The sequence below is a fragment of the Streptomyces canus 299MFChir4.1 genome, from assembly GCF_000383615.1.
GTDB lineage: Bacteria > Actinomycetota > Actinomycetes > Streptomycetales > Streptomycetaceae > Streptomyces > Streptomyces canus_C.
Window position 1 is genome coordinate 37,537 of the sequence record NZ_KB911596.1, and the last position, 22,610, is coordinate 60,146.

General features: G+C 69.4%; 23 protein-coding genes, 1 tRNA gene and 1 pseudogene. 8 read left to right on the forward strand and 17 right to left on the reverse strand.

What is annotated here, in order from left to right; all coding sequences use genetic code 11:
• Positions 1 to 315: 315 nt before the first annotated feature.
• Positions 316 to 1,767, reverse strand: coding sequence for an MFS transporter (locus H293_RS0128100; RefSeq protein WP_020121160.1), 1,452 nt, complete (start codon positions 1,765 to 1,767; stop codon positions 316 to 318).
• A gap of 75 nt (positions 1,768 to 1,842) precedes the next feature.
• On the reverse strand, positions 1,843 to 3,105 hold the full coding sequence (locus H293_RS0128105) for a DUF445 domain-containing protein (RefSeq protein WP_020121161.1): 1,263 nt from the start codon (positions 3,103 to 3,105) through the stop codon (positions 1,843 to 1,845).
• A 308-nt stretch (positions 3,106 to 3,413) separates the two neighbouring features.
• Here H293_RS0128105 and H293_RS0128110 point away from each other — a divergent pair, with 308 nt between their 5' ends.
• Positions 3,414 to 4,748, forward strand: coding sequence for an SGNH/GDSL hydrolase family protein (locus tag H293_RS0128110; RefSeq protein ID WP_020121162.1), 1,335 nt, complete (start codon positions 3,414 to 3,416; stop codon positions 4,746 to 4,748).
• A gap of 127 nt (positions 4,749 to 4,875) precedes the next feature.
• Here the strand turns inward: H293_RS0128110 and H293_RS0128115 are convergent.
• The 4 genes and pseudogenes from H293_RS0128115 to H293_RS0128130 all read right to left on the reverse strand — a co-directional run.
• A pseudogene (locus tag H293_RS0128115) lies at positions 4,876 to 5,574 on the reverse strand (DUF1707 SHOCT-like domain-containing protein); the annotation flags it as partial.
• 33 nt (positions 5,575 to 5,607) lie between these two features.
• Positions 5,608 to 6,579: an ABC transporter ATP-binding protein gene (locus tag H293_RS0128120; protein WP_033415752.1), complete on the reverse strand. Its 972-nt coding sequence runs from the start codon at positions 6,577 to 6,579 to the stop codon at positions 5,608 to 5,610.
• A gap of 14 nt (positions 6,580 to 6,593) precedes the next feature.
• Positions 6,594 to 7,415: an ABC transporter permease gene (locus tag H293_RS0128125; RefSeq protein WP_020121165.1), complete on the reverse strand. Its 822-nt coding sequence runs from the start codon at positions 7,413 to 7,415 to the stop codon at positions 6,594 to 6,596.
• A complete protein-coding gene (locus H293_RS0128130) occupies positions 7,408 to 8,208 on the reverse strand; it encodes an ABC transporter permease (protein ID WP_020121166.1) in 801 nt (266 codons plus the stop codon). The genes H293_RS0128125 and H293_RS0128130 overlap by 8 nt, the downstream gene beginning before the upstream one ends.
• Positions 8,209 to 8,411: 203 nt before the next feature.
• Between H293_RS0128130 and H293_RS0128135 the strand changes: the two genes are divergently transcribed.
• A complete protein-coding gene (locus H293_RS0128135) occupies positions 8,412 to 10,829 on the forward strand; it encodes a transglycosylase domain-containing protein (RefSeq protein WP_020121167.1) in 2,418 nt (805 codons plus the stop codon).
• 74 nt (positions 10,830 to 10,903) lie between these two features.
• On the opposite strand, the gene H293_RS0128140 is transcribed toward H293_RS0128135, so the two are convergent.
• Positions 10,904 to 11,254, reverse strand: a complete 351-nt coding sequence (locus H293_RS0128140; RefSeq protein WP_020121168.1) for a GroES family chaperonin — start codon at positions 11,252 to 11,254, stop codon at positions 10,904 to 10,906.
• A 44-nt stretch (positions 11,255 to 11,298) separates the two neighbouring features.
• Positions 11,299 to 11,628, reverse strand: a complete 330-nt coding sequence (locus H293_RS0128145; protein ID WP_020121169.1) for a DUF3618 domain-containing protein — start codon at positions 11,626 to 11,628, stop codon at positions 11,299 to 11,301.
• Between the two features lie 93 nt (positions 11,629 to 11,721).
• Between H293_RS0128145 and bcp the strand changes: the two genes are divergently transcribed.
• The 3 genes from bcp to H293_RS0128160 all read left to right on the forward strand — a co-directional run bounded on the left by bcp (position 11,722) and on the right by H293_RS0128160 (position 13,468).
• Positions 11,722 to 12,189 (forward strand): thioredoxin-dependent thiol peroxidase, encoded by a 468-nt coding sequence (gene bcp, locus H293_RS0128150; protein WP_020121170.1) that lies wholly within the window; start codon positions 11,722 to 11,724, stop codon positions 12,187 to 12,189.
• 142 nt (positions 12,190 to 12,331) lie between these two features.
• Complete coding sequence (locus H293_RS54305) at positions 12,332 to 13,330, forward strand: HNH endonuclease family protein (RefSeq protein ID WP_063746937.1); 999 nt, start codon at positions 12,332 to 12,334, stop codon at positions 13,328 to 13,330.
• A gap of 53 nt (positions 13,331 to 13,383) precedes the next feature.
• A tRNA-Leu gene (locus tag H293_RS0128160) sits at positions 13,384 to 13,468 on the forward strand.
• A gap of 43 nt (positions 13,469 to 13,511) precedes the next feature.
• On the opposite strand, the gene rdgB is transcribed toward H293_RS0128160, so the two are convergent.
• From rdgB to H293_RS0128180, 4 genes are all read right to left on the reverse strand, one after another.
• A complete protein-coding gene (gene rdgB, locus H293_RS0128165) occupies positions 13,512 to 14,114 on the reverse strand; it encodes an RdgB/HAM1 family non-canonical purine NTP pyrophosphatase (RefSeq protein ID WP_020121172.1) in 603 nt (200 codons plus the stop codon).
• 11 nt (positions 14,115 to 14,125) lie between these two features.
• A complete protein-coding gene (locus H293_RS0128170) occupies positions 14,126 to 14,530 on the reverse strand; it encodes a hypothetical protein (protein WP_020121173.1) in 405 nt (134 codons plus the stop codon).
• Between the two features lie 145 nt (positions 14,531 to 14,675).
• Complete coding sequence (gene rph / locus H293_RS0128175; protein ID WP_020121174.1) at positions 14,676 to 15,413, reverse strand: ribonuclease PH; 738 nt, start codon at positions 15,411 to 15,413, stop codon at positions 14,676 to 14,678.
• A 47-nt stretch (positions 15,414 to 15,460) separates the two neighbouring features.
• Complete coding sequence (locus tag H293_RS0128180) at positions 15,461 to 15,694, reverse strand: PTS sugar transporter subunit IIB (RefSeq protein WP_007382349.1); 234 nt, start codon at positions 15,692 to 15,694, stop codon at positions 15,461 to 15,463.
• A gap of 126 nt (positions 15,695 to 15,820) precedes the next feature.
• Between H293_RS0128180 and H293_RS0128185 the strand changes: the two genes are divergently transcribed.
• Positions 15,821 to 17,113 (forward strand): PTS transporter subunit EIIC, encoded by a 1,293-nt coding sequence (locus tag H293_RS0128185; protein ID WP_020121175.1) that lies wholly within the window; start codon positions 15,821 to 15,823, stop codon positions 17,111 to 17,113.
• Between the two features lie 103 nt (positions 17,114 to 17,216).
• The gene (locus H293_RS0128190; protein ID WP_020121176.1) at positions 17,217 to 18,470 is read left to right on the forward strand and encodes a PTS transporter subunit EIIC; all 1,254 of its coding nucleotides are present in this window, start codon (positions 17,217 to 17,219) and stop codon (positions 18,468 to 18,470) included.
• A gap of 71 nt (positions 18,471 to 18,541) precedes the next feature.
• Here the strand turns inward: H293_RS0128190 and H293_RS0128195 are convergent, their stop codons facing one another.
• Positions 18,542 to 19,294, reverse strand: coding sequence for an MBL fold metallo-hydrolase (locus H293_RS0128195; RefSeq protein ID WP_020121177.1), 753 nt, complete (start codon positions 19,292 to 19,294; stop codon positions 18,542 to 18,544).
• A gap of 235 nt (positions 19,295 to 19,529) precedes the next feature.
• On the opposite strand from H293_RS0128195, the gene H293_RS0128200 reads away from it, so the two are divergent.
• The gene (locus tag H293_RS0128200; RefSeq protein ID WP_020121178.1) at positions 19,530 to 19,982 is read left to right on the forward strand and encodes a type II toxin-antitoxin system PemK/MazF family toxin; all 453 of its coding nucleotides are present in this window, start codon (positions 19,530 to 19,532) and stop codon (positions 19,980 to 19,982) included.
• A 28-nt stretch (positions 19,983 to 20,010) separates the two neighbouring features.
• Here H293_RS0128200 and H293_RS0128205 read toward each other — a convergent pair whose 3' ends face one another.
• The 4 genes from H293_RS0128205 to H293_RS0128220 form a co-directional block, all read right to left on the reverse strand.
• On the reverse strand, positions 20,011 to 20,961 hold the full coding sequence (locus tag H293_RS0128205) for a PLP-dependent cysteine synthase family protein (RefSeq protein WP_020121179.1): 951 nt from the start codon (positions 20,959 to 20,961) through the stop codon (positions 20,011 to 20,013).
• Positions 20,962 to 20,966: 5 nt separating this feature from the next.
• Positions 20,967 to 21,245: a MoaD/ThiS family protein gene (locus H293_RS0128210; RefSeq protein WP_007382355.1), complete on the reverse strand. Its 279-nt coding sequence runs from the start codon at positions 21,243 to 21,245 to the stop codon at positions 20,967 to 20,969.
• Between the two features lie 151 nt (positions 21,246 to 21,396).
• On the reverse strand, positions 21,397 to 21,492 hold the full coding sequence (locus H293_RS61455) for a putative leader peptide (RefSeq protein ID WP_020121180.1): 96 nt from the start codon (positions 21,490 to 21,492) through the stop codon (positions 21,397 to 21,399).
• An 88-nt stretch (positions 21,493 to 21,580) separates the two neighbouring features.
• A complete protein-coding gene (locus H293_RS0128220) occupies positions 21,581 to 22,603 on the reverse strand; it encodes a LacI family DNA-binding transcriptional regulator (protein ID WP_028808265.1) in 1,023 nt (340 codons plus the stop codon).
• Positions 22,604 to 22,610: the final 7 nt, after the last annotated feature.

Consider the following 22,610-nt stretch of genomic DNA (forward strand, 5'->3'; position numbering starts at 1 on the left):
CCCGCCACGACCGCGCGCCACGACGGGCCGGTAGCCGCGTACGGCGGCAAGGGGACGGGGTGGGGGGTGTCCGCCCGCAGCGGCCGGCGTCCGTCACCGAGCACAGCTAAAGCAGCAGAACCGCCGGACCGAGGACGGATACCCCCCACCCCGGCCCCGACCCCAACCACACCGCACGCGCTACACAAGCCCCCACCGAGGCCGCAGCTGCGCCGCAGGCATCCAGGGGCGCGGGGAACTGCGCAAAAACGCCCGCCCCCACCGAACCCGCACCCAAACCCGCACCCAAACCCAAACCCGCACCCGCACCCCACATCACGTAGCCGTCAGCGGCTTAGCGATGTCCTCCAGCGACCGCCCCTCCGCCCGCACAGCCAAGAACGCCGCCACCAACCCCGCCGCACACATCAACCCCGCCCCGATCTGGAACGCCAGCACCGTGTCCCCGACCTGCCCCGTACTCGTCAGGTCGGCGAACAGCAGCGGTCCGCTGATGCCGCCCGCCGCCGTACCCAGCGCGTAGAAGAACGCGATCGACATGGCCCGCGTCTCCATCGGGAACACCTCGGACACCGTGAGGTAGGCACTCGACGCCCCCGCCGACGCGAAGAACAGCACCGCACACCAGCACGCCGTCAACGTGGCCGCACTCAGCGAGCCCCGGTCGAACAGCCACGCCGTCCCGAACAGCAGCAGCCCCGACAGCAGATACGTGGACGAGATCATCACCCGCCGCCCCACCGTGTCGAACAGCTTCCCCAGCAGCAGCGGCCCGCAGAAGTTGCCGATCGCGATGACCGCGAAGTAGTACCCGGTGTCCCCCGTCGGCACGTCGAAGAAGGTCGTGAGGATCGCCCCGAAGCCGAACGTGATCGCGTTGTAGAGGAAGGCCTGGCCGATGAACAGGGAGAACCCCAGCACCGACCGGCGCCGGTAGTCCGAGAACACCGTCCGAGCGATCTCCACGAACGTCACGCTCCGCCGCTGACGGATCGTGAGCTCGCCTTCGGGCCGCGGCAGATCGGCCCCCCGCTCCGCCTCCACCCGCTCCTCGATCGACGAGACGATCCGCTCGGCCTCCTCGTCCCGCCCGTGGATCAGCAGCCACCGCGGACTCTCCGGCACATGCCGCCGCACCAGCAGAATCACGAACGCCAGCACCGCCCCCAGCGCGAACGTCAGCCGCCACCCCACGTCCTTCGCGAAGAAGTCCGTGTTCAGCGCGACGATCGACAGCAGGGAGCCGCCCACCGCCCCCAGCCAGAAACTCCCGTTGATCATCAGGTCGACCCGGCCCCGGTACTGCGCCGGGATCAGCTCGTCGATCGCGGAGTTGATCGCCGCGTACTCCCCGCCGATCCCGAACCCGGTCAGAAAGCGGAACGCGAAGAACCACCACGACTCGAAGGACACCGCCGTCAGCGCCGTGGCCGCCAGATACACCGCCAGCGTGATCATGAACAGCTTCTTGCGGCCCCACTTGTCCGTCAGCCGCCCCCAGAACAGCGCCCCCACGCACGCCCCCGCCACGTACAGCGCCGCCGCGATGCCGGTGACCTGCCCGGAGGTGATCGACAGGCCGCTTCCCGGTTCCGACAGCCGGCTCGCGATGTTGCCGACGACCGTGACCTCCAGGCCGTCGAGGATCCACACGGTGCCGAGTCCGATGACGATCGTCCAGTGCCAGCGTGACCAAGGAAGCCGGTCGAGTCTGGCGGGGATGTTGGTCGTCACGGTGCGGCCGGTATCTGCGTGGGCGGTGGTCACGGACGGGCTCCCTCCTCGTCGAGTCGTCGAGCGATCCTCGAACGAACCCCACCCGGGTGCCCCCCACCTCCCCGGCTACGCCCCCAGCGCCCGCGACACCGTGTAGATCAACAATCCGACGAGCGATCCGACCACCGTGCCGTTGATCCGGATGAACTGCAGGTCGCGGCCGATGTGCGCCTCGATCTTCCTGGTGGTGTGCTCGGCGTCCCAGCCGGCCACCGTGTCCGTGATCAGGGAGGTGATCTCCCGCCGGTAGGTGGTGACCACGTAGACCGCGGCTCCCTCCACCCAGCGGTCGACCTTCGCCTGCACCTTCGGGTCGACGGCCATCCGCGCGCCCAGCGACAGCAGCGACGCCCTGACCCGCAGCCGCAGCTCGCTGCGCTCGTCCTCGGCGGCGGAGACGATCATCGAGCGTACGGCGGTCCAGGCGGACGCGATCAGGTCCTGCACCTCGCCGCGCCCCAGCACCTCGCCCTTGAGCCGCTCGACCCGCGCGCGGGTGTCGGTGTCGGACTGGAGGTCGGAGGCGAAGTCCGTCAGGAACCGGTCAAGGGCGCCGCGCGCCGGATGGGACGGCATGTCCCGCATCTCGGTCACGAACCGCAGCAACTCCTTGTAGACCCGCTCGCCGACCTTCTTGTCGACGAACCGCGGGGTCCAGCCGGGCGCGCCCCCCTGCACCGCGTCCATGACCTGCTCGTCATGGAGCACGAGCCAGTCGTGGGCGCGGGCCACGACCAGGTCGACGACCCGCCGGTGCCCGCCGTCGGCGACGACCTTGTCCAGCATCTTCCCGATGCCGGGCGCGATCTCCTGGGCGTCGGCCCGCCGGGTGATCGCCTCGCCGACCACGGCCTGGACGTCGGAGTCCCGCAGCACGGTCAGGGCGCCCCTGAGCGCGGCCGACAGCTCCGCCGTGACCCGGTCGGCGTGCTCGGGATCGGCCAGCCAGGCGCCCAGCCGGCTGCCGATCCCCACGGCCCGCAGCCGCTGTCGTACGACGTCCTCCGAGAGGAAGTTCTCGCCGACGAACTCGCCGAGCGACACCCCCAGCTGGTCCTTCTTGGTGGGGATGATCGCGGTGTGCGGGATGGGCAGGCCGAGGGGGTGGCGGAAGAGGGCGGTGACCGCGAACCAGTCGGCCATCGCGCCGACCATGCCGGCCTCGGCGGCCGCGGCGACATAGCCGGCCCAGGGACCGGCCCCGGAGTTGTCCGCCCACTTGGCGAGGACGTACACCACGGCCACGAACAGCAGCAGCCCGGTCGCGGTGAGCTTCATGCGCCGCACGCCGCGCTGTTTCTCCAGGTCGGCCTCGCTGAAGGTGTTCATCGCTCGTACGGGCGAGGCGGGGGCGGCGCGGCTCGTGGACGTCACGGCCCTCTCGCTCCGGACTTGCGGCTCCACGTCGGCCGGTGCCGTTTCCTCAGGTTTCGTGCGTTCCATCCGCTCCACCCGTTCGGTGATCCCTCACACATTGTCCCTTCCTGACCGACTCCCGGAACAGAACAAGAGTTCCCGGTGTCGATCCGGACGAGGGAACCGGAGGGGTCTCGTCACGTCTCCTCGGGTTCATGCCCCATCATGGGTTCATCAGATCGGAGCCTCGGGCTCCCATCGCCCTAGGAGAACAGCACCACATGACTCGGCGTCATGGTTACGCCCTGCTCGCCTCGATCGTCGCTCTGATCGTGGCCCTGTCCACCGCCCTCTACGTCTCAGTGGCGGCCGGCACCGGCACCGCGGACCGGACCTCGCTGTCCGGTTCCGGGCCCGTACGCCCCTCCGCCGCTCCAGCCTCCGCCGGAGTCTGGGTCGCCACCTGGTCCGCCTCCCCGGTCGGCGCCGAACCCGGCACCGGGACCGAGGGCATGACCGGCCGCTCCGTCCGCAACGTCGTCCACGCCGGCGTCGGCGGTACGAGTGCCCGTATCACGCTGTCCAATCTCTACGGCCGGACCGCGCTGACCATCACGCACGCGTCCCTCGCCCTCGCTTCCGGTCCGGGGACCCCCTCGGCGCAGGCGGGCACCACGCGGCGGCTGACGTTCGCCGGCAGCACCACGGTCGTCGTCGCGGCGGGCGGGCAGGTGCTCAGCGACGCCGTCGCCCTGGCCGTCCCGGCGGGCGCCGACGTCCTCGTCACCACCTACTCCCCCACCCTGTCCGGCCCGGTCACCTACCACCCGACGGCACGGCAGACCTCGTACGCCGGCCCCGGCGACCTCACCGCCGACGAGACCGGCACGGGGTACACCGAGCAGGTCGACCACTGGCGGTATCTCACCGCGCTGGACGTGCTCAGCGACGAGGCCGACGGCACGGTGGTCGCCTTCGGCGACTCGCTGACCGACGGCAAGAACTCCACCGCGAACGCGAACGCCCGCTGGCCGGACTTCCTGAACCGGCGCCTGCGCACCGCGCTCGCCACCGGCCGGGACCTGCCCCGCTACAGCGTCGTCAACGAGGGGATCGGCGGCAACCGGGTCCTCGCGGACGCCAAGGGCCGCCCCCTGGAGAACCAGGCCGGCATCCGCCGCTTCCGGCGGGACGTGCTCGACCGCCCCAACGTCAGGATCGTGGTCATCGACCTCGGCATCAACGACATCCTGCGCACGCCGGGCACCGTCGATCCCCAGAAGCTCCTCACCGGCCTGCGCGACCTGGTCCGCCAGGCGCACGCGCACGGCATCAAGGTCGTCGGCGCGACCCTCATGCCCGTAGGCAAGCGCACCACCTGGACCGAGGCCCGCGAGGGCGTCCGCCAGACCGTCAACGCGGAGATCCGTGCGGGCAGGGTCTACGACGCGGTGATCGACTTCGACAAGGCACTGAGGGATCCCTACGACCCCCGCAGCCTCCGCGCGATGTACGACTCGGGGGACCGGCTCCACCCCAACGACAAGGGGTACGAGCGGATGGCGGACGCGTTCGACCTGCGGTTCCTGAAGGGGTCGACGGCGGCACGCTTGTGAGCGCGGGCCGGTGGGGGCTGTCGCGCAGTTCCCCGCGCCCCTGAAGGGGCGATCAGGTGAGGGCTTTTAGGGGCGCGGGGAACTGCGCGACAGCCACAACGGTCGTGCACCCGCCCCCGACCGCTCAGCGATCCCCCCGCCGGAGCTCCCGCGCAGCGGATCGGCGCTCCAGCCGCTCCTGCCGCCGCTCCTCCCGCAGCCGCTGCCGGTCGGCCTTCCTGAGCTTGCGCTCGACCCCGACACCGCCCCAGAACGCGAACCCGGTCACGACCACCCGCGGAGCACCCGGCTCCCCCGGCACACCCTCCTCGCGGTGGTCGAAGCCGCCCATGATCCCGATCCCGCGCACCACGACCTCGACCCCCGGCGGCACGATCACCTGCATCCCGCCCATGATCGCGACACAGTTGATCTCGACCTCGCCGGCGGCGAAGTTCGCGTCCCGCAGGTCGAGCTCCCCGCCGCCCCAGAAGGCGAAGCAGTTGAACCGCCGGGGCACCGTCCAGCGCCCCCTGCGCTGGAACCCGGACATCACGGCGACGGCCCACGTCGAGGAGCCCTCGCCGCCGACGATCCGGGATGCCCAACTCCCGTCCTGCTCGGGCCGCTTCTGCATGTCGACCTTGGGAACGGCCACCTGGCCGACCGGCAGGTCCCGGGTGATCGGCGCGAGTTCGCCGTACGTCCGCGCCTGATAGGTGGCGTCCAGCCGCTCCTCGAACTCCTCCATGTCGAGACGTCCCTCCGCGAGGGCGTCCCGCAGGACCTCGGCGACTCGCTCACGATCGGCGTCGGCAGCCCGGAGTTCCGGGAGTTCGTCGGTCATACGCATCAGCCTACGAGCTACCTCACCCCACGGCTACGACACCGCTTTCTCCGCTTCTCCCGCGTACATCTTGGCGATCACCGCCTCGATGTCCGGCTCCCGCACCGACAGATCCACCAGCGGGTACTCCGCCGCGACCCGCGCCACCAGCGCCGCCGCCGACTCGGACGCCGGGAACGCCAGCCACTGCCGCGGCCCCTCCACCCTCACCACGCGCGCGGGCGCCGCCACGATCGGCGGCAACTCCCGCTCCAGGTCCACCACCAGGGTGCGCTCACTCTCGCCCACCTCGTGGAGGCCGGCGAGCGGACCGTCGTACATCAGGCGCCCGTGGTCGATGACCATCACGCGGGAGCAGAGCTGCTCGATGTCCTGGAGGTCGTGGGTGGTCAGCAGGACCGTCGTGCCCCGCTCGGTGTTCAACTCCCGCAGGAATCCCCGCACCTTGGCCTTGGAGATGACGTCCAGCCCGATGGTGGGCTCGTCCAGGTACAGCACCTCGGGGTCGTGCAGCAGGGCCGCCGCGATGTCGCCCCGCATGCGCTGCCCCAGGGACAGCTGCCGTACCGGGACGTCCAACAGGTCGACCAGTTCGAGGAGTTCGACGCAGCGGTCGAGGTTCTCGCGGTAACGGGCGTCCGGGATGCGGTACATGCGGTGCATCAGCCGGTAGGAGTCGATCAGCGGGAGGTCCCACCAGAGCGTGGTCCGCTGTCCGAAGACGACCCCGATCCGGTGGGCCAGGCGGGTGCGTTCGCGGGACGGGTCGATGCCCGCCACCCGCAGCCGGCCACCGCTCGGGGTCAGGATGCCCGTCAGCATCTTGATCGTCGTCGACTTGCCGGCGCCGTTCGGGCCGATGTACCCGACCATCTCGCCGCGCGCCACGGTGAAGGAGATCGAGTCGACCGCCCGCACCTGGCGCCGCTCCCGTTTGAGGAAACCGGTCTTCTTGCGGACGTCGAAGACCTTCTCGACGCGGTCCAGTTCAATGAAGGCGTCCATCGCCACGTCCACTTCTAACTCCCCGTACTCCGATACGACCCGAGCCCCGCCCGCCACGCGAGCCCCGCCAGCGCGGCGCACGCCACCGCCACCAGCGGCGGGGTGAAGGCCGCCCACCCCGGCAGTTCCAGCGGGTACGGCCTGCCCAACACATAAGAGGCCGGCACCCAGTTGACGAAGGCGAGGGGCAGCACGAACGTCACCCCGCGCACGAAGTCCTTCCCGAACACCGTCGGCGGGTACTGAAGCAGGGTCGTACCGCCGTACGTGAACGCGTTCTGCACCTCGGAGGCGTCCTGCGCGAAGATCTGGAAGGCCGCCCCCGCCACGAACACCGCGCAGAAGATCGCCGCGCTGCTGACCACCATCAACGGCACCAGCAGCACCTTCGCCGCACTCCAGTCGACCTCCACCGAGGTCAGCGCCCACCCCAGCACCACCGTGCCCTGGGTGATCCGGCCCAGGCGGCGCACCGCGAAACGGTCCGCGCCGATCTGCGCGAGCACCGGTGCCGGCCGCACCAGCAGGATGTCGAAGGAGCCGTCACGGATCCGCGAGCCCAGCACGTCCATCGAACCGAGCACCAGGTCGGCGATCCCGAAGGCCGTCACCGAGAGGCCGTAGAGGAAGGCGATCTCGGGCAGCCCCCAGCCGCCCAGCGAGTCGACCTGCGAGAACATCAGCAGGATCCCGACGAAGTCCAGGCCGGTCATCACCAGGTTGGCGCACATCGTGACGACGAAGGAGGTGCGGTAGGTCATGGCCGACCGGATCCACATGCCGGCGATCAGCCGGTAGGCGCGCACCCCCTCGCCCAGGCGGGACGTCTCAGCCACCCTGCACCACCACCCGCCGGGTCGCCGCCGACTGCAGCAGCCGCCCGGCCGCCAGCAGCACCACCGCCCAGGTCGCCTGGAAGGCGTACGCGCCGAGCGGGTCGGTCTCCCCCATCAGCACGTCCGCCGGCATCTGGAGCTGCGCCGCCCACGGCAGCGCCCGCACGATGTCGCCCAGGACGCCCGGGAAGGCGTTGAGCGGGAACACTATGCCCGAGCAGAAGACGCCCGTGATCATCACGGCCTGCATGATGCCCATCCCGTCCATCAGCCAGAACACGCTCAGGGCCGCGAGATAGCGGATCCCGAAACTGACGACCATCGCGAGCAGCAGCGCCACGAGCAGGGCCAGCCACGAGGTGGCGTCCGTGGGCAGCGCCATCGGGAAGAACAGGGCGCCGAACGCGAAGGGGATCACGCCCCGCCCGATCAGCTGGAACAGCGAACGACCCAAGTCGCTCGCCAGCCACCACAGTTGGAGGTCGGCCGGACGGTACAGGTCCACCGCGATCTCACCCGTGCGAATGCGCTCGATCACGTCCTTCTCGGCACCGCCGCCCTGGATGGCCAGCGTCGAGTAGAGACACTGCCCCAGCCAGACGTAGGTCACCGCCTGCGCCTGGTCGTAGCCCCCCAGGTGGGGCTTCTCGTCCCACAGCGCGAGATACGTGTAGACGAGGATCACACCGAAGACGGTGTTGGTGAACACCCCCGCGAACGTGGCCGCGCGATATGTCGCGTATCGTCTGAATCCCCCTGCCGCGACGGCCGCGTACAACCGCCAGGAACCCACATCAACAGCCCTCCTCGGCCCGCGGACACCGAAGCGCAGGAGCGTACTGCGCAGGTGACGGGGCGGGCCAGCCATTTTCCCGGGCGAGACGCGCGCCATATCCGGGAACGGAACGCAGGGTGCGAGAGTCTTCAACAGGGGACGCAGAAGGCGTACGAGGTCGTACGGGAACGTACGACGCGAAACAGGAGTCCGTGCACGAGATGAGCGACCAGCCGCAGCAGCCGACGACCGAGGGCTGGGCACCGAAAGACCCACAGGCGCCCGCAGAGCCCGACGGGAAGAAGAAGGCCAAGCGGCCCAAGCGCACCGGCTGGCGACGGGTGATCCCGACCTGGCGGATGGTGCTTGGGACCTTCGTCCTCGGCCTGATCGCCCTGGCCGGCCTGTTCTTCCTCGGCTACTCCATGGTCAACATCCCGCCGGCCAACGCCCTCGCCACCAAGCAGACCAACGTCTACCTCTACGCCGACGGCAGCCAGCTCGCCCGCGACGGCGAGGTCAACCGCGAGAACGTCTCCCTCGCACAGGTCTCCAAGGACGCCCAGCACGCCGTACTCGCCGCCGAGGACCGCGACTTCTACACCGAGTCCGCGATCGACCCGAAGGCCATACTCCGCGCCGGCTGGAACACCGCCACCGGCAAGGGCAAGCAGTCCGGCTCGACGATCACCCAGCAGTACGTGAAGAACTACTACCTGGCCCAGGAGCAGACCGTCACCCGCAAGGTGAAGGAGTTCTTCATCTCGATCAAGCTGGACCGCACCCAGCCCAAGGACCGGATCCTCGAGGGCTACCTCAACACCAGCTACTTCGGCCGCAACGCCTACGGCATCCAGGCCGCCGCCCAGGCCTACTACGGCAAGGACGCCGTCGACCTCGACCCGGCCCACGCCGCCTACCTCGCCGCGCTGGTCAACGCGCCGAGCGAGTACGACGTCGTCGCGCACCCCGAGAACAAGGCGGCGGCCCAGGCCCGCTGGAACTACGTCCTGGACGGCATGGTCAAGAAGGGCTGGCTCGCCCAGTCCGAGCGCACCGGGCTGAAGTTCCCGATGCCGAAGGAGCAGACCGTCTCCACCGGCCTGTCCGGGCAGCGCGGCTACATCAAGGACGCGGTCGAGGACTACATCATCAAGAACAAGATCCTCACCAAGGACCAGTTGGCAGCCGGCGGCTACCGCATCACCACCACCCTGCAGAAGAGCAAGCAGGACGCCTTCGTGAAGGCGGTGAACGACCAGGTGATGAAGAAGCTCGACAAGAAGAACAACAAGGCCGACAACTACGTCCGCGCGGGCGGCGCCTCCATCGACCCGAAGACCGGCAAGGTCGTCGCCATGTACGGCGGCATCGACTACGTCAAGCAGTACACGAACGGCGCGACCCGAGGCGACTTCCAGGTCGGCTCCATCTTCAAGCCCATCGTGTTCGCCTCCGCCGTCCAGAACCACTCCGAGACCCAGGACGGCGAGCTCATCACCCCCAACACCTACTACGACGGCACCAACAGGCGGCCCGTCGTCGGGTGGAACGGCGGCACCTACGCCCCCGAGAACGAGGACCAGGGCTCCTACGGCGACATCACCGTCCGCGCGGCCACCGACAAGTCCGTCAACTCGGTGTACGCGCAGATGGCCGTCGACGTCGGCTCCGACAAGGTCAAGCAGACCGCGATCGACCTGGGCATCCCCTCCGACACCCCCGACCTGACGGCGTCCCCGTCCATCGCGCTCGGCGTGAACACCGCGAGCGTCCTCGACATGGCGGAGGCCTACGCCACCCTCGCCAACCACGGCCGGCACGGCACGTACACGATGATCGACAAGATCACCAAGGACAACGCGGAGACCGTCGAGCTGCCCCGGCAGAAGACCGAGCAGGCCGTCAGCCGCGAGGCCGCCGACACCACCACCTCGATCCTCCAGAGCGTCGTCGAGAACGGCACCGCCACCGCCGCCCAGGGCGCGGACCGCCCCGCCGCGGGCAAGACCGGCACCGCCGAGGAGGACACCGCGGCCTGGTTCGCCGGCTACACCCCCGAACTCGCCACGGTCGTCTCCGTCATGGGCCAGGACCCGGTGACCGCCGCGCACAAGTCGCTGTACGGCGCGCTGGGCCTGCAGCGCGTCAACGGCGGCGGACCGCCCGCCGAGATCTGGGCGCAGTACACCAAGTCCGCCCTCAAGGGGAAGCCGGCCGGCGAGTTCGACCTCGAACTCCAGCCGGGCGCCGAGACCCAGGCGCCGAGCAGCCAGGCCCCCGTCGACCCGACCACGGGCGGCGAGGACGACGGCGGCACCACGGGCGACACCACCGGCGGCCAGGACACCGGGGGCCAGACCCAGGGGCAGACCCGGGGCCAGGACAACGGCGGCACGACGGGCGAGACGAACGGCGGCACCACCGCGACGGGCGGCACCACCGGGGGCACGACCGACGGCGGCACGGCCACCGGCGGGACCACGGGGGGCACCACGAACGGCGGCACCACGACCGACGGCGGCACCACCGACGGCGGCACGACGGGCGAGACGAACGGCGGCACCACCGGAGACACACCGAGCGGCGGGGCGACCACGGAAGGCGCGGGCCTGGTGAGCACGACCAGACGGGACTGAACGTCCCACGGCACGGCGAGGGGCCGGTGACTGCTGTCACCGGCCCCTCTCGCGTCGATCCACAAATAGTCGGTCTACAGGTACAGGCCCGTCGAGTCCTCGGAGCCCTCGAACCGGTCGGCCGCCACCGCGTGCAGATCACGCTCACGCATGAGGACATAACCGGTCCCGCGCACCTCGACCTCGGCCCGGTCCTCGGGGTCGTACAGCACCCGGTCACCCGGCTCCACGGTCCGTACGTTCTGCCCCACGGCGACGACCTCGGCCCACGCCAGCCGGCGTCCGACGGCCGCGGTGGCGGGAATCAGGATGCCGCCTCCCGACCGCCGCTCGCCCTCACCGTTCTCCTGCCGCACGAGTACGCGGTCGTGCAGCATCCGGATGGGCAGCTTGTCCTGTGGGATGTCGTTTCTCTTGGCGCTCACGCCACTGAACCTACCTGTCCTCGACGCCCGTGTACGCGGCCGGGTCAGCCCTTGCGGCGCCGGGTTCCCAGGGCGAGCAGCCCCACGAGTCCCACGGCGACGAGGGCGACGGGCAGGACGCGCTCCAGACGAGGAGCGCCCCCCTCGTCCACGAACTGGGCCTTCACGTCCGTGACCGCCTTGTTGACGGAGACGTACGCCCGCCCGAGCGTGTGGTCGATGTTGGAGACGACTTTGGCCTTGGCGTCGCCGACGATCGTCTTCGGGTGCACCCGCACCCCGATCTCGTCGAGCGTGTCTGCCAGCACCTCGCGGCGGCGCTTGATGTCCGCCTCGATCTGCGCCGGGGTTCTGATGTCCGACGTGTCCGCCACGGTAGAGCCTCCGGGGTCGCTGCTACTTGTCCTGGACAGTCTGTCAGTTCCGGCCGCGCCCGCACTGTCAGGACCCCCGGTTACGCTGACCCAATGAGCGAGCGACTCCAGCCCGGGGACGTGGCCCCCGCCTTCACCCTCCCCGACGCCGACGGCAACGACGTATCCCTCTCCGCCCACAAGGGCCGCAAGGTCATCGTCTACTTCTACCCGGCCGCCCTGACCCCCGGCTGCACGAAGCAGGCCTGCGACTTCACCGACAACCTGGAGGTGCTGGCCGGCGCGGGCTACGACGTCCTCGGCATCTCCCCGGACGCCCCGGAGAAGCTGGCGAAATTCCGCGAGAAGGAATCCCTCAAGGTCACCCTCCTCGCCGACCCGGAGAAGACCGTCACCGAGGCCTACGGCGCCTACGGCGAGAAGAAGAACTACGGCAAGACCTACATGGGCGTCATCCGCTCCACGATCGTCGTGGACGAGGACGGCAAGGTCGAGCGGGCCCTGTACAACGTCCGGGCGACCGGCCACGTGGCGAAGATCATCAAGGACCTGGGCATCTGAGCCTGCCCGTTTCCCCTGCCGAGCGGCTCGCACCGGAATGCCGGGTGCGGGCCGCTTTACGTTTCGGGCGTGACTGTCGAATAAGCGGTTCGTTACTCCGTACGAGGTCGCGAACGTGTGGCCGACATCAGGAGGATCGGACGTGCAGAACCCGTACGGCAAGGAACAACTCACACCAGTCGTAGCCGAGGCGCGCAACTGGACGGATCTCATGCGGCGGCTCGGCCTCAGGACCAGCGGAGGGCAACGGCGTGTGCTGCAGGAGAAGGTTGCGGAGCACGGCCTCGACACGAGCCACTTCGTCAAGCGCAGCCCTTGGCGCAAGTACCCAGACGCCGCTATCGCTGAAGCCGCCGCCTCCTCATCCTCATTGCGCGAGGTCGCATTGAAGCTGGGAGCCACCCCAGCCACTGGCACCCTGTCCCACATTCGCCGCCGTATTCATGCCGCGGGCATCGACATCAGCCACTTCCCGGGCATCAACCGACCTGAATTGGACCTCCCTTTCACCACCAAACAACTCAGGGCGGCTGCAGCAACGGCGGCCAGTGTGCGCGGCGTGGCTCGCGCCCTGGGTGTGCCGGACGACAGCCGCTCGCGCGCGACGCTCAGCCGCATGCTGCATGCCGAGGGCATCGACATGCGGCACTTCGCGCATCAGCGCGTTTCGATCCCCGACGACTTGCTCCGCGCCCTCGTGCCGCGTTCCACCAGCTACGCCGACGTAGTGCGAGGCCTCGGCCTGGAGGTCAACGACACCAATCATCGACGAGTCCGGCGCGCGACAACCCGGCTCGGTCTCGACACGGGCCACTTCAAGCGCCGGACGTGGGCACACCCGGATCGGCCGGCGCCCCAGCCCATCGCGCAGCGAGTACTTGTCGTCCTGCCCTCCGACGCGGGGCGAACCAACAGATCCCAGCTTCACCGGGCACTGACCGAGGTCGGAGTGCCGTATTCCTGCGAGACCTGCGGCAACACGGGTGAGTGGCTGGGGCAGTCGATCACGCTGCAGATCGACCACGTCAACGGAGACTGGCGGGACAATCGCCGGGAGAATCTCCGGTATCTGTGCCCCAACTGTCATGCGCTGACGGAGACGTGGTGTCGCCAGAAGGTCAGGGCTTCACTCGTCGCGTAACTTGCTCAACCCTTACACTGAACGCTGCGGTCAAGCTTGATGACCGTTTTTGAGCGGCCGTGATGGAATTTGGCAGTCATGCTGGGTTTAGGTCCCAGTGGGTTAACACCCGTGTGGGTTCGAGTCCCACCGGCCGCACGAACCAGAGGGGCCGTCCTGCGGGACGGCCCCTCTGGCCTCCTCAGCCCAACAACTCCCGCACCACCGGCACCAGCGCCCGAAACGCCTCCCCCCGGTGGCTGATCGCGTTCTTCTCCTCTGCCGACATCTCGGCGCACGTCCGTGTCTCGCCGTGCGGCTGGAGGATCGGGTCGTAGCCGAAGCCGTTCGTGCCGACGGGGGTGTGGCGGAGGGTGCCCTTCAGTCGGCCCTCGACCACCCGCTCCGTGCCGTCCGGCAGGGCCAGGGCCGCCGCGCAGGCGAAGTGGGCGCCCCGGTGTTCGTCGGCGATGTCCGAGAGCTGGGCCAGCAGCAACTCCAGGTTCGCGCGGTCGTCTCCGTGCCTCCCCGACCAGCGGGCCGAGAAGATGCCCGGGGCGCCGTTGAGGACGTCCACGCAGAGGCCCGAGTCGTCGGCGACGGCGGGCAGGCCCGTGGCCTGGGCCAACGCGTGGGCCTTGAGCAGGGCGTTCTCGGCGAAGGTGACGCCGGTTTCCTTGACGTCGGGGATCTCGGGGTACGCGTCCGCGCCGACGAGGTCGAAGGGCAGACCTGCGTCGGCGAGGATCGCGTGGAGCTCGGTGATTTTGCCGGCGTTGCGGGTGGCGAGGATCAGGCGGGTCATGCCCACCAGTATTACGGCGTGCAGACCTTGGTCAGTTCGCCGGCCGCGTCGGTGACGGGGCTCAGGTCCGGGGTCTCGTCGCCGTTCTTGACGGCCGTGCGGACATTGGTCACGGCCGTGCTGAGGTCGTCGACCGCCTTGTTGACGTCGGCGTTGTCCGTCTTGTCGCCGATCTCGTCGAGGTTCTGGTCGATGGCGGCGAGGGACTCGTCGATCTGGGTCGGGTCGTTCGACGCGTTCTCCACGGCCTGCTGGAGGTCCGTGACGCTGTCGGCGACGGCCTCGGCGGTCTGGACGCAGTCCAGGGCCTTGCTGACGGCGTCGCAGCCGGTGGTGAGGCCGGCCGTGAGTGCTACGGCGGCCACCGCGGCGGCGATGGTGATACGGCGACTGCGGCGGCGTCGGCTCGCGGCCATGGATCTGTTCCTCCCTGTGGCAGGCCTCGGGAGGCCCCCGTTGACTGGCCGGGCGCCCGTTGTGCACAGCGGGCGCCCGTACTCCCGAAGACGCCGGGACGGCGGGGCGGGTTGCGCGCGCCGGCCACCGTTCTTGGCGGTCCCTTTACCTTTCGAGGACTGTGTCGAGCGCCTTGCTCTGCACGGCGGTGAGTTCCGAGCAGCCCAGGACCGCGAGGTCGAGGAGGGAGTTGAGCTCGTCGCGGGCGAAGGGCTCGGCCTCGGCGGTGCCCTGGACCTCGACGAAGCGGCCGTCGCCGGTGCAGACGACGTTCATGTCGGTCTCGGCGCGGACGTCCTCCTCGTAGCAGAGGTCGAGGAGAGGTACGCCGCCGACGATGCCGACGGAGACCGCGCTCACGGTTCCGGTCAGCGGGCGGCGGCCGGCCTTGATCAGCTTCTTGCCCTGGGCCCAGGCGACGGCGTCGGCCAGGGCGACGTAGGCGCCGGTGATGGCGGCCGTGCGGGTGCCGCCGTCGGCCTGGAGGACGTCGCAGTCGAGGACGATGGTGTTCTCGCCGAGCGCCTTGTAGTCGATGACCGCGCGCAGGGAGCGGCCGATGAGGCGGCTGATCTCGTGCGTGCGGCCGCCGATCTTGCCGCGGACGGACTCGCGGTCGCCGCGGGTGTTGGTGGCGCGGGGCAGCATGGAGTACTCGGCGGTCACCCAGCCCTCGCCGCTGCCCTTGCGCCAGCGGGGGACGCCTTCGGTGACGGAGGCGGTGCAGAGGACCTTCGTGTCGCCGAAGGAGACGAGGACGGAGCCCTCGGCGTGCTTGCTCCAGCCGCGTTCGATGGTGACCGGGCGGAGTTGTTCGGGGGTGCGGCCGTCGATTCGAGACATGGCGTCGAGCCTATCGGCCTCCCGGGTGGGCGTTCGGCGCCCTCAGCTCACATCATGTCCTCGATCTCGGCGGCGATCGGGTCGGCGTCGGTGCCGATGACGACCTGGATCGCGGTGCCCATCTTGACGACGCCGTGGGCGCCGGCGGCCTTGAGGGCGGCTTCGTCGACGAGGGCCGCGTCGTGGACCTCGGTCCGCAGGCGCGTGATGCAGCCCTCGATCTCGTCGATGTTGCCGATGCCGCCGAGCCCGGCGACGATCTTCTCTGCCTTGGTGGCCATGTCGTTCTCCTCATGCACAGGTGGCCCAGCTTCGCGGGCGATCGCGCTGTTCGTACCGAAAGATGACGGCACAGCGACCAATCGTCCGTGACTGGTCTACACCACCCGACAGGCGGTCGCCAACTGATGAGTTCGGAAACGGAGATCTCACCCGCACGCAGGCGCTGGCAGTCGGCGTTCCGGGGACTGCAGAAGATGGGCCGCAGTCTTCAGTTGCCCATCGCCGTGCTGCCGGCCGCGGGCATCCTCAACCGGCTCGGCCAGCCGGACGTGTTCGGGGACGACGGGCTGGGGTGGACGAACGTCTCCAAGGTGATGGCGGGTGCGGGCGGGGCGCTGCTCGACGGTCAGTTGGGGCTGCCGTTGCTGTTCTGCGTGGGTGTGTCGATCGGGATGGCGAAGAAGTCGGACGGGTCGACGGCGCTGGCGGCGGTCGCCGGATTCCTCGTCTACTTCTCGGTGTTGAGGCAGTTTCCGGAGGACTGTCCGAGCGGGGCGAAGGCCGTGCAGGGCATCGGGTGCCAGGCGACGGTGGACCAGACGGTGGTGGCGTTCACCTATCAGAACCCGGGGGTGTTCGGCGGCATCGTGATGGGGCTGCTGACGGCGTTCTTCTGGCAGCGGTACCACCGCACGAAGCTGGTGGACTGGCTCGGTTTCTTCAACGGGCGGCGGCTGGTGCCGATCATCATGGCGTTCGTGGCGATCGCGTTCGCCGCGCTGTGTCTGTGGGTGTGGCCGCCGATCGGTGACGGTCTGGAGAGCTTCAGCGACTGGCTGAAGGGCGCGGGGGCGTGGGGTTCGGGGCTGTTCGGTGTGGCGAACCGGGCGTTGCTGGTGATCGGGCTGCACCAGTTCCTGAACGTGCCCATCTGGTTCCAGTTCGGGACGTACACCAAGCCGGACGGTACCGAAGTGCACGGTGACATCAACATGTTCCTGGCGGGTGATCCGAACGCGGGGCAGTTCACCTCGGGGTTCTTCCCGATCATGATGTTCGCGCTGCCGGCGGCGGCGCTGGCGATCACGCACTGCGCGAAGCCGGCCCGGCGCAAGGAGATCGCCGGTCTGATGCTCTCGGTGGCCCTGACCTCCTTTGTGACGGGCATCACCGAGCCGATCGAGTACTCGTTCCTGTTCATCGCGCCGCTGCTGTATGTGGTGCACGCGGTGCTGACGGGGGTGTCGATGGCGGTGACGTGGGGTCTCGGGGTGCACGACGGCTTCAGCTTCTCGGCCGGTCTCATCGACTACGTCATCAACTGGAATCTGGCGACGAAGCCGTGGGCGATCATCCCGATCGGCCTGTGTTTCGCGGCCGTCTACTACGTGATCTTCCGGTTCGCGATCACGCGGTTCGACCTGAAGACGCCGGGCAGGGAGCCGGAGGAGGAGGTCGAGGACGTCACCAAAATGTAGTCCTCCGGTTGCAGAACTGACGGGTTCCTTATAACGCCCCCATCGTGTACAACAGGTCTACACCACTGAGTGGTGTAGACCACCACCCGATGGAGGAAGCGTTATGAGCACCGCCACCGAGACGACGGCGGCCCCCGCCAAGAAGCGGGGAGCCGGTCTTATTCAGGGCCTGCAGAAGGTCGGCCGAAGCCTGCAGCTCCCGATCGCCGTGTTGCCGGCGGCGGGGATCCTGCTCCGTTTCGGCCAGCCCGATGTGTTCGGCAAGGACGGCTTCGGCTGGGACAAGGTCGCGTCCGTGTTCGCCACCGCCGGTGGCGCCATCTTCGACAACCTGCCGCTGCTGTTCTGTATCGGTGTCGCCATCGGCTTCGCCAAGAAGTCCGACGGCTCCACCGCGCTGGCCGCCGTGGTCGGCTTCCTGGTCTACAGCAACGTGCTGAAGGCCTTCCCGGTGACCGAGGCGAAGGTCCAGGCCGGTGCGGACATAGCCGCGACCTACAACAACCCCGGTGTCCTCGGCGGCATCATCATGGGTCTGCTGTCGGCCGTGCTGTGGCAGCGCTTCCACCGCACCAAGCTGGTGGACTGGCTCGGCTTCTTCAACGGCCGCCGCCTGGTGCCGATCATCATGGCCTTCGTCGGCACCCTGATGGGCGTCTTCTTCGGTCTCGTCTGGGAGCCGATCGGTGAGGTGATCTCCAACTTCGGTGAGTGGATGACCGGACTCGGCGCCTTCGGTGCGGGACTGTTCGGTCTGATCAACCGCGCGCTGATCCCCATCGGCATGCACCAGTTCGTGAACTCCGTCGCCTGGTTCCAGATCGGCGACTTCAAGGACGCCACGGGCGCCGTCGTCCACGGCGACCTGACCCGCTTCTTCGCCGGTGACCCGACAGCCGGTCAGTTCATGGCGGGCTTCTTCCCGATCATGATGTTCGGTCTGCCGGCCGCCGCGATCGCGATCGCCCACTCCGCCCGCCCCGAGCGCCGCAAGGCCGTGATGGGCATGATGATCTCGCTCGCGCTGACCTCCTTCGTGACGGGTGTGACCGAGCCGATCGAGTTCTCGTTCATGTTCATCGCGCCGGTGCTCTACGCGATCCACGCGGTCCTGACCGCCGTCTCCATGGCGGTGACCTGGGCACTGGGCGTCCACGCGGGCTTCACCTTCTCCGCGGGCGTCATCGACTACGGGCTGAACTGGAACCTGGCCACGAAGCCCTGGCTGATCATCCCGATCGGCCTGGTCTTCGGCGCCATCTACTACGCCGTCTTCCGCTTCGCCATCGTCAAGTTCAACCTCCCCACCCCGGGCCGCGAGCCCGAGGAGGAGATCGAGGACCTCACCAAGGCGTGAGAACCCGCTGACGCACGCCGAGGCCCCCGGAGCCCTGAACCGCTCCGGGGGCCTCTGCCATGTCGTAGGGGCTAGATCTCGTACGACTGCCTCGGCGCCGCCAGGGACACCGTGCCGTCGAAGACCGCGCGCGCGTCGGCGAGGTTGACCTGGGGGTCGGTCCACGGGGGAATGTGGGTGAGGACCAGGCGGCGGGCGCCTGCCCGGGTCGCGGTCTCACCCGCCTCGCGGCCGTTGAGGTGCAGGTCGGGGATGTTCTCCTTGCCGTGCGTGAAGGCGGCCTCGCACAGGAACAGGTCGGTGTCGCGCGCGAGTTCGGTCAGGGCGGGGCTGAGACCCGTGTCGCCGGAGTACGTCAGGGACTTCCCGCCGTGCTCGACGCGGATGCCGTACGCCTCCACCGGGTGCGCCACTCGCTCCGTGTGGACCGTGAAGGGGCCGATGTCGAAGGTGGACGGCTTGACCGTGTGGAAGTCGAAGACCTCGCTCATGGAGGAGGCGGTGGGGGTGTCGGCGTAGGCCGTGGTCAGACGGTGTTCGGTGCCTTCGGGGCCGTAGACCGGGATGGGGTCGCAGCGGCCGCCGTCGTGGCGGTAGTAGCGCGCGACGAAGTACGCGCACATGTCGATGCAGTGGTCGGCGTGCAGATGGCTGAGGAAGATCGCGTCGAGGTCGTAGAGACCGCAGTGGCGCTGCAGCTCGCCAAGGGCACCGTTGCCCATGTCGAGAAGCAGCCGGAAGCCGTCGGCCTCGACGAGGTAGCTCGAGCAGGCCGATTCCGCGGACGGGAACGACCCCGAGCAGCCGACGACGGTGAGCTTCATAAAAAAGAAACCTCCGCTGGCGGGAACTTTTCTGGGAAAGAGACGGGGGTCGTGCGGTTCGTCGAGCGTAAGGCGCAAAACCTCCGGTCGCTCCTCCACCAAGGGCTGTTGTGGGCGAACTCACCTGTGGTGTCACCGGTTCGGCTGGACCAAGGGCGTGTGAGGAGTGAGAGAGGGATCATGGGTTCCGCAGAGGGCGCGCGGGGTAGATCGCGCGCCGGGTAACGTCGTCCTCATGGACATGTCCTGGTGGCTCGCGCTCGCTGCGGTGGTGCTGCTCGCGCTGGTCGCCACGCTTGTGGACGGGTGGGGGCGGGGGCGTCGGCCCCGGGGACGCGCGGACCGTACGACTGGGCCGTCCGGGCGTACGACGGACGGGCGGCCGCAGCCTGCGGAGATCTGGTGGGCGGTGGTGCCCTACGAGGACGGGCCGGGAGCCAAGGACCGGCCGTGTCTCGTGCTGGCGGTACACGGCCGGCGGGTCACGGTCGCGAAGATCACCAGTAAGTACCACGACGAGCGGGCCGGGGTGATCCCGCTGCCTCCGGGCTCGGTGGGCGACGCTCAAGGGCGCGCGAGCTTCCTGGAGACGGACGAGCTGCGGCAGGTGCCGGTGGGGGACTTCCGGCGCAAGGCGGGGGTGGTGGACCCGGTCCTGTGGGATCAGGTCCGTCACCTGGCGACGTAGCACAAGGCGTGGAACGAGGCGCGGAACCTCACGCCCAGAGCTGGCCCTGCAGCGTCTCGATCGCTTCCTCCGTGGTCGCCGCGGTGTAGACGCCCGTCGAGAGGTACTTCCAGCCGCCGTCGGCCACGACGAACGCGATGTCGGCGGACTCCCCCGCCTTCAGCGCCTTGTTGCCGACGCCGATCGCCGCGTGCAGGGCGGCGCCGGTGGAGACGCCCGCGAAGATGCCCTCCTGCTGGAGGAGCTCGCGGGTGCGGGTGACCGCGTCCGCGGAGCCGACGGAGAAGCGGGTGGTCAGCACCGAGGCGTCGTACAGCTCCGGTACGAAGCCCTCGTCCAGGTTCCTGAGCCCGTACACCAGGTCGTCGTAGCGGGGTTCGGCGGCGACGATCTTCACGTCCGGCTTGTGCTCGCGCAGGTAGCGGCCGACGCCCATCAGGGTGCCGGTGGTGCCGAGGCCCGCGACGAAGTGGGTGACCGAGGGAAGGTCGGCGAGGATCTCCGGGCCGGTGGTCGCGTAGTGCGCGCCCGCGTTGTCGGGGTTGCCGTACTGGTAGAGCATCACCCAGTCGGGGTGCTCGGCGGAGAGCTCCTTGGCGACCCGTACGGCGGTGTTGGAGCCGCCCGCGGCGGGGGACGGGATGATCTCGGCGCCCCACATCCCGAGCAGCTCGCGGCGCTCCTGGGAGGTGTTCTCGGGCATCACGCAGACCATGCGGTAGCCCTTGAGCTTGGCCGCCATGGCCAGGGAGATGCCGGTGTTGCCGGAGGTGGGCTCCAGGATGGTGCAGCCCGGGGTCAGGCGGCCGTCCTTCTCCGCCTGCTCGATCATGTGCAGGGCGGGGCGGTCCTTGACCGAGCCGGTCGGGTTGCGGTCCTCCAGCTTCGCCCAGATGCGGACGTCGGCGGACGGCGAGAGCCGCGGCAGGCGCACCAGAGGGGTGTTGCCCACCGCGGCCAGCGGGGAGTCGTAACGCACGACGATCAGGCCATGCCGCCGGCCACGGCCGGCAGGATCGTGACGTTGTCGCCGTCGGTGAGCTTGGTGTTGATGCCGTCGAGGAAGCGGACGTCCTCGTCGTTGAGGTAGACGTTGACGAAGCGGCGCAGCTCACCACCATCCACGATGCGGGCCTGGACGCCCGCATGCCGGGTCTCGAGGTCGGCGAAGAGCTCGGCGAGGGTGTTCCCGTTGCCCTCCACCGCCTTCTGGCCGTCGGTGTAGGTGCGGAGGATGGTCGGGATGCGGACCTCGATGGCCATGGCTCAGGGCTCCTGTCGGATGGTGTCTGGTCGGTGGCGCGCGGCAGCGCTGATACAGCAGGTCGTGCGTGTGAGGCTCCCCCACGCTCGGCTTCGCTCGCGCGGGCGGTACCCCCACCGGCCCACGGCCGTACGGCGGCAGGGGGCAGCGTCAACAGATGGCGCTGGCGAGCCTGCACAGGTCGACGTGCAGCCGCGCCACGAGCAGGGTGCCCGGCGTCTTCTCGCTCACGTCGTAAGAAACCATGGGGTCATCGTATCGATTCCCGGTCCGGGTCCCGGAGTGTGATCCCACCATGCGGACGGAATCCGCCCGCTCGCTGAGATACGGCAGCTCAGGCGGAGGCCCTGACCACCAGTCGGGTCGGCACGACCACCGAGGGCGGCGGTGCGGGCCGGTCGAAGAGGAGGCGGGCCATGAGCCGTCCCATCCGCTCCACGTCCTGGTGCACGGTGGTCAGCTGCGGGTCCGTCGCCTCGCTGATCTCGGTCAGGTCGTCGAAGCCGACGATCGCGACGTCCTCGGGGACCCGGCGGCCGCACTCGCGCAGGGTGCGCAGCGCGCCCGCGGCCATGAGGTCGGAGGCGACGAAGACGGCGTCCAGGCCGGGGCTCCGGTCGAGGAGGGCGGCCATGGCCTCGGCGCCGCCCTGCTCGGTGTAGTCGGCGCGCTCGGTCAGCTCGGTCGGGGCGTCCGGGAGGACGTCCCGGTAGCCGGCGAGCCGTTCGGCGGCGGAGTCCTCCTGGTCGTAGGGCCCGGTGACGGTCGCGATCCTCGTGCGGCCCAGGGAGACGAGGTGCTGGACGGCCTGCCGGGCTCCCCCGCGGTTGTCTCCGTCGACGTAGGCGTGGGGGCGCACGGTGTCGCCGTCGCGCGGCAGGGGGCGGCCGCCGAAGACGACCGGGATGTCGAGCCGGTCGGCCATCTCGTGGAGCCGGTCGCCGGGGCGCAGGGAGAACAGCACGGCGCCGTCGACATGGCCGCCGCCGAGGTAGTCGGCGACGCGGGTGTGGTCGTCGGGGTCGTCCAGGAACAGCAGGACGGCCTGGGCGCCGTGCCCGGCGAGTTCGCGGCGGACTCCGCGCAGCAGGCAGTCGAAGAACGGGTCGAGGAAGAGCCGGTTCTGCGGCTGGCTGGCGACCACGGCGACGGCGCCGGTGCGGCGGGTGACGAGTTGGCGGGCGGCCTGGTTGGGCACGTAGCCGAGTTCGGCGATGACCCGGCGGACCTGTTCGACGACCTCCGCGCTCACTCTCGGCTCGTCGTTGATCACCCGTGACACCGTGGACCTCGACACCCCCGAACGTCGTGCGACATCCTCAAGGGTGGGCCGTCGTCCGTGCGTGTGCGGTGTCAACACCTTC